Below are 501 nucleotides of genomic sequence, written 5' to 3'. Positions count from 1 at the left end.
CACTTCTTCGTCGCGCCCTACCGTTGACACAAAATAGCCGCGTGCCCTTCTGTCGTGCCAATCCCCGGATTACTTCACCAAGGTGCTTACGTATCCTGCCGAAAAGAACCTTCCTGCGATACTTCGGTATCCAGACAACGTGATACTTGCAGTCCCATACCGAATGACATAGACTTTGTGCGTTGTCCATCGAAAGCCTCCTTTTCCAAGAACTTTGAGCGGTTCACGGATGGGAGGCTTTCACTTACTCCCGGAACTGTCAAACTTTTAGGGTCCCCCGGCAAAGCCGGGGGTTCCTTTCGTACTGAATTCATCTTTTACATCGCATAACAAATGTTATATAGTTGGGGCGTTTTCCATAATCGTCGCGACCGGAATTATCAAAACTCACCGGCTCGCAAGTGGAGGTTGAACGATGAACAGACAACGCGCTCTGGACCTACTGACCCACAGCAAACCTGAGCTGCAATCCCGTTTCGGTGTGACCCGGCTGGCCCTATT

General features: G+C 50.9%; 2 protein-coding genes. One reads left to right on the top strand and one right to left on the bottom strand.

What is annotated here, in order from left to right; translation table 11 throughout:
- Window positions 1-190 (bottom strand): transposase (locus P1S46_12480; GenBank protein MDF1537277.1); only part of this gene is annotated, 190 nt, incomplete at its 3' end.
- Window positions 191-415: 225 nt separating this feature from the next.
- On the opposite strand from P1S46_12480, the gene P1S46_12475 reads away from it, so the two are divergent.
- Window positions 416-501 (top strand): DNA polymerase subunit beta (locus P1S46_12475; GenBank protein ID MDF1537276.1); only part of this gene is annotated, 86 nt, incomplete at its 3' end.

The organism is bacterium (genome assembly GCA_029210545.1).
Lineage (GTDB): Bacteria > BMS3Abin14 > BMS3Abin14 > BMS3Abin14 > BMS3Abin14 > JARGFV01.
Note: the sequence above shows the minus strand (reverse complement) of the source record. Positions and strands in the feature narration are given on the sequence as shown.